At 49.0% G+C, this 5,018-nt stretch carries 4 protein-coding genes; all 4 read right to left on the bottom strand.

What is annotated here, in order from left to right; all coding sequences use genetic code 11:
* Positions 1–976: hypothetical protein (locus ACJROR_RS12580; protein ID WP_406547336.1), on the bottom strand; the 976-nt coding region annotated here is incomplete at its 3' end.
* 315 nt (positions 977–1,291) lie between these two features.
* Positions 1,292–1,630, bottom strand: coding sequence for a hypothetical protein (locus ACJROR_RS12585; RefSeq protein ID WP_406547337.1), 339 nt, complete (start codon positions 1,628–1,630; stop codon positions 1,292–1,294).
* 112 nt (positions 1,631–1,742) lie between these two features.
* Positions 1,743–4,310, bottom strand: coding sequence for a DEAD/DEAH box helicase family protein (locus tag ACJROR_RS12590; RefSeq protein WP_406547339.1), 2,568 nt, complete (start codon positions 4,308–4,310; stop codon positions 1,743–1,745).
* On the bottom strand, positions 4,310–5,018 hold a 709-nt coding region (locus ACJROR_RS12595; RefSeq protein WP_406547340.1), incomplete at its 5' end, for a hypothetical protein. The genes ACJROR_RS12590 and ACJROR_RS12595, both read right to left, overlap by 1 nt.

The raw sequence follows: 5,018 nt of genomic DNA on the forward strand, positions 1-5,018 counted from the left end.
TGTCCGGGTTATCGGGGTTATCGGGGTTGTCCGGGTTATCGGGGTTATCGGGGTTGTCCGGGTTATCGGGATTATCGGGATTATCGGGATTATCGGGATTATCGGGGTTATCAGGATTGTCCGGGTTATCGGGATTATCGGGGTTATCAGGATTGTAATTCGTAAGAGCGGCTACCACATCATCACCGGTAACATCCCGGCCTTCCTTTTCGGCATTTTTCTCCAGCGTGGCAACCATGCTGTTAGCATCATCCTTCACAGCTGCCGCTATTATAATAGGAATAACACCGTCTGAACCGTTCCAGACCTCCTCGAGCTCCTGGGGACTGGCGGGAATAAAGCCGTTTCTGGCCAAAAGCTCGCCGGCTATCAGGGCATGGAGATTTTCATCAGCGGGAGAATCATTGTAACCGCCGGTAACAGCAGCATTCCCGGCTCCGGATGCCGTGGCAATGTCTTTCAGCACCGAATTGTAGGATTCGGGGGTGATGCTGGCGATATTTTCCGGACTCAGGGTCATGTCAGTCAGAGTGGTGAACGGAGTAACCGCAATAAGTCCGGAGGTATTGGCGGTAAACACCTCGCGGGACAGCGCCAGAGGAACGGTCAGAGCAGTCTCGGAACCATATATAAAATCAGGAGTCCCCTGCGGGGCCAGGGCAAGCACCCTGAAGCTGTTAAGGTCATTGCCTGCGGAATCCTTAAGAGCCGATTTGGAAATTTTCAATGTAACCTTGCCGTTGTTATCGGTTTGGGCAGATTTTTCATCACCGTCCAGCACGAAATTGCGGTTCAGATCCGCAAAGACCTGAGCTCCCTTAAGAGCTCCGTCCAGTACCTGAAGCTCTACGGCAACCTCCTCGTCATTATTATTGTTGTTATTGTTGCCACTGCTGTGATCATGATGACAGGCGGAAAGGCCCATAGCCGCAATCAGCGCCACGGAAAGCCTGGTTAGCGATGAATTTATTATCATAGTAATCATACTCCGAGAATTAGAATCAACGAGTTGGGTTACACAATCAACGAAAAGGCCCGGATATCGCGGGCGTGATAGAAACGAGTATAAAAATTGCGAAAAGAAAAAAATAACAGACGGGATCACATATTGAGCCGCCCCAAAACAGGTAATTGCGTTTTTTTGAACACTGTCACGCTCAGAGCACAACCATCATGAAACGAATGAAAAGCCTTTCTGGAAATATTGCGAACAGTGTCATAATTTTCGGCGACGCCTCTTCAGGTCTGTCCCCGCAAAGAGACCGAAACACCAGAAAATCAGGCTCCTTTATCAAGGAAGCTTTATAAAACAAGAGCTGAGAAGGTTTTTATAAGGAGATTTACCGCGCGAACCTGTAAGAAATACAGAAAAAACCAGAACCTCCGGAACAAATAACAAGGGGATCGGAAGGAGAAAAAAATGAAGGTGAAGCTGCAAAGAGAAGAAAAACGGTGCTTTTTCAAAAAAACTGTTTCTCAGTAACAGCGCCGCAGGCTTGCATGCTTGCAAACTAATCGATGCAACGGAAAGAACCGGCGACGGAGAGAAAAACGACACTGCAAGGACAGCCGCTTCCTTTTGCTTTACGACTCCCTGAAAGACCGGGGTTATTCGGGTTATTGCGGCCATGGAGGAGCCGGCTAACAACAGCGAACTGCTTTGCCGTTTCTGAACAATTCCCGGAACCGACATCCTTCATCGTCATGAACCCATTGTTTTTAGCCAGCCGCGCCCGCCTCCGCTAATGCTCCTTGCTGGCTTCATAGTCAGACCGGGACAGCACCGTGCTGAACAATCCCACGTCCTCATCCCGATGGCTGTTGATCCCGGTATACTCCAGACTGGCATCCTCGTAGCGCTTGAACTTATACACCGCATCATTCATCAGAGACTCGTTAAAGAGGTTCAGGGACACCAGAAGCTCGAAGTCGGAAACGTCGATGCCGGTAACCTTATGAAAAAGCGGCCCTTCCAGTTTGGTAATGACATCGCTGAGACAGACCTCCCGGAAATCGGTAAGATACATGAACACGGGAATGCGGGTAGCGAATTTGATGAGCTTTTCCTGAATCTGCTTCCGCTTGGACTTGTATTCCTTCTCAGCTTCGGTAAGCTCTTTTTTCTTTTTCGGAGACAGCTTGTCCCCCTTCTCGGTTTTAGCCTTTCTCACCAGCGTCGATTTATTGATAATGGTTTCGATATCGCTGTTGAGACTTCTGAAGCCTTCAATCTTCATAAGAGCCGCCATGGCTTTGTCATTTTTGAGAAGCTTCTCCAGAGTGCTGTTGTCAACATTTACCAAGAGGGCCGACTCCCACCGTTTCGCCAGCAGCGTGGCCGAGGTTCCAGACATGGCAAAATCCAGAATATCCGTGGCATTGACTTCTCTCATGCTGCTGCCGTCATAGGCCAGCACCGGCAGGAACTTGATGAACTCGGCTACCTTGTTCTCGGGGTTCTTTTCAGAAACATTAAGCCGGCAGCAGTAATCTGAAATCTGCCGAAGAGCCCGGTTCAGGGCAAAGTCAAAGACGTAGCATTTCTCCTTTATAACCTCGTTCTCGCCGGTATCCTTCTTGATCACCCAAGGACTCTGCACCCGGAAAGCCGCTTGGAAATACGTTTCCGGCGAAGACAGATTCCGGAGCATCAGAATTCCCGTCCACGGCTTTATGGTAACACCGGTGGTCAGCTTGCCGCAGGAAAGGGTGATGGTGCGGGATTCCAGAGGATTCTCCATGGCCTTTCTTACCGGAGACACCGCCTGAACGCCAATTCCGGCTTTTGTCCCCGCAGACACTATCACCTTGTAATCATGATAAAACCTGTTCTGCTTTTCTTTGAGCAAATTTGCCATGGCATCACAGGCCGCCACATCCGGCAGAAACCACAGCGTATGGGAAAGAGAGCTTAAAAGCCGCTGATCTGAAAACGGAAAAGGCGGCCTTTGGGCTCCCAGCTTGAGTTCATCCACCGTGGTTTCAGAAAGAGCGCCCCGGATCAGATCCAGCCACTTCTGCACATAATCACCGTGCTTAAAAACGGCCAGGGATCCCTTGCCCTCGGCCCGAAAAAACTCATTCAGGTCAAATTCGTCAAACTCCCCTTCCCGGGCGATTCTCTGCATGGACTCCGGCAGCCGGTAGGTCAGCATCACCATCCGGGGCAAGGACTCGTACGAATTTTCTTCATCAGGAGCCGGACGGTAATCCGGGAAATGCGACAGTCTGGGCCATTCAGCCTTGCACTGCTGTTCATCTGAATAAGTCCAGTTATAGATCTGTTCCTCGATAAACTCCCCGGAATTCAAAGCTCTGAAGGGAGTGCCTGACAGAAACAGGTAATAGCCGGTGGTAATGGGAAGCCAGGACTCATCCTGGGCATTACCGGGCTCATACTGGGACAAATCCTCTTCGTAGGAATCCTCATCGTGTTCAAAAAGGTTCCGGGCATTGTCCTTCCAGGCGCCGAAATGGTACTCGTCAAATATAACGAGATCCCAGTTTGTGGTATGCACCCACTCATTGCGGGCCTTTATGCCGCCGCTGTTTTTGTCCTTGCCCAGAAAATCCTGAAAGGATCCGAAGCAGACCACAGGCCGGGATTTGTCTGCTGCGGCATACTGTTCATCAATAGACCGTCCCAGAGAATCAGAGGCCGCTGAGATAAACTGCCAGCCCTCAAAATCAACATGAGTTTCAATATCCTCCCGCCAGGCTGTTTGCACCGCCGGCTTAAAGGTCAGAATCAGCACCTTCTTCAGGTTCATTCTCCTGGCAAGCTGGTAGGCGGCGAAGGTTTTGCCGAAACGCATCTTAGCATTCCACAGAAACTTCGGCGTTCTCCCGCTTTGATCCTGAGCAGCGGATTGAAAGTAAGCCATTGTCCGGCGTACCGCCTCCTCCTGTTCCGGCCTCATTCTGAAGTTGCGGGTGCGGTTCTCGAAATTTTCAGTGCCGGTGGTCACTGCCATCATGGCAGCCTCCACATCCTGGAGGGAACATTTGTACCACTCGTTACGATCCTGATCCGGAAACAGCTGAGGAAAGCCCTTCTTCTCAAGCGCACGGTGCACATCATGATCCAGAAAGCAGCTGCCATCGTTTCTCATAGCCGACCAGGAATTCAGGATCTTATAAGGCACTGCGGCCGTATGAAGCTGCTCTCTGACTCTGGTTGCCACGTCTCTTTCCGTATAGCCAACCTTGATGTAGCCTTCATGAGTCTTCACGCCAACCAGCGCATATGCATAAATCCGCGGACGGGATGCTGTTTTCAGGGGGAAAAACTCATCGTTTTGTTCCGTCATCAGTCATCTCCTTCCATGGGTTTAATCATGGAATCGATAAAATCAATCTCTTCTGACGTGATGCCGAACTTGACGTACAAATCGTCATCAGACCAAGATCTTGAAAAATCAAGCATAGGAACAAATGTGAACGATGTCTTTGAGATATGAATAGACGAAACAGCCTGCAATACTAAAAACCTGACAAATTTCGTCCTGAGATACGAAAGGATATTATCCGCAGTTTCATAATCATCATTCTCTCCGATTACGATATACGAATTTGTGCAAACTTCATAAGGCTTAAGAACTCTCATTGAAGATGTCAAAACACGAAATCTACCATCCTTTCCCGGTTCGCCAGCATGCTCCGCACCAATTTGACTCACCATTACTTTATGCTTATTCAGATACATCAGTCCCGTACGAATTTCCGATACTTTTGTGTATCCAACGCCTTTGCTCGTATAAAGCGTTATTTCGTTTATTTCACTTTTTCTTGAAGCTCCGGTTACTTTTGTGGGGATGCCAAAAGGACTAATGGGACTGACTATGTCTTTAAGAAACGTTTCCGATTGCTTGGCAACTTTTCTGATAATGTCCACCGCCGAATTGTATCTGACAACTACCGGAAATTCAGACAGGCTTCGACATTCAGTCGTTACCTTGCTGCCATTTATATTCGTAAACTGACATAACCCTGTTGTATCACGTTCCCATAGGAAATAA

This window comes from Succinimonas sp., from assembly GCF_045225735.1.
Lineage (GTDB): Bacteria > Pseudomonadota > Gammaproteobacteria > Enterobacterales > Succinivibrionaceae > Succinimonas.

What these genes read in the sequence shown, in the direction of transcription:
- ACJROR_RS12585 (WP_406547337.1), bottom strand. Translation starts at nt 1,630, where the DNA reads ATGGCCGCAATAACCCGAATAACCCCGGTCTTTCAGGGAGTCGTAAAG.
- ACJROR_RS12590 (WP_406547339.1), bottom strand. Translation starts at nt 4,310, where the DNA reads ATGACGGAACAAAACGATGAGTTTTTCCCCCTGAAAACAGCATCCCGT.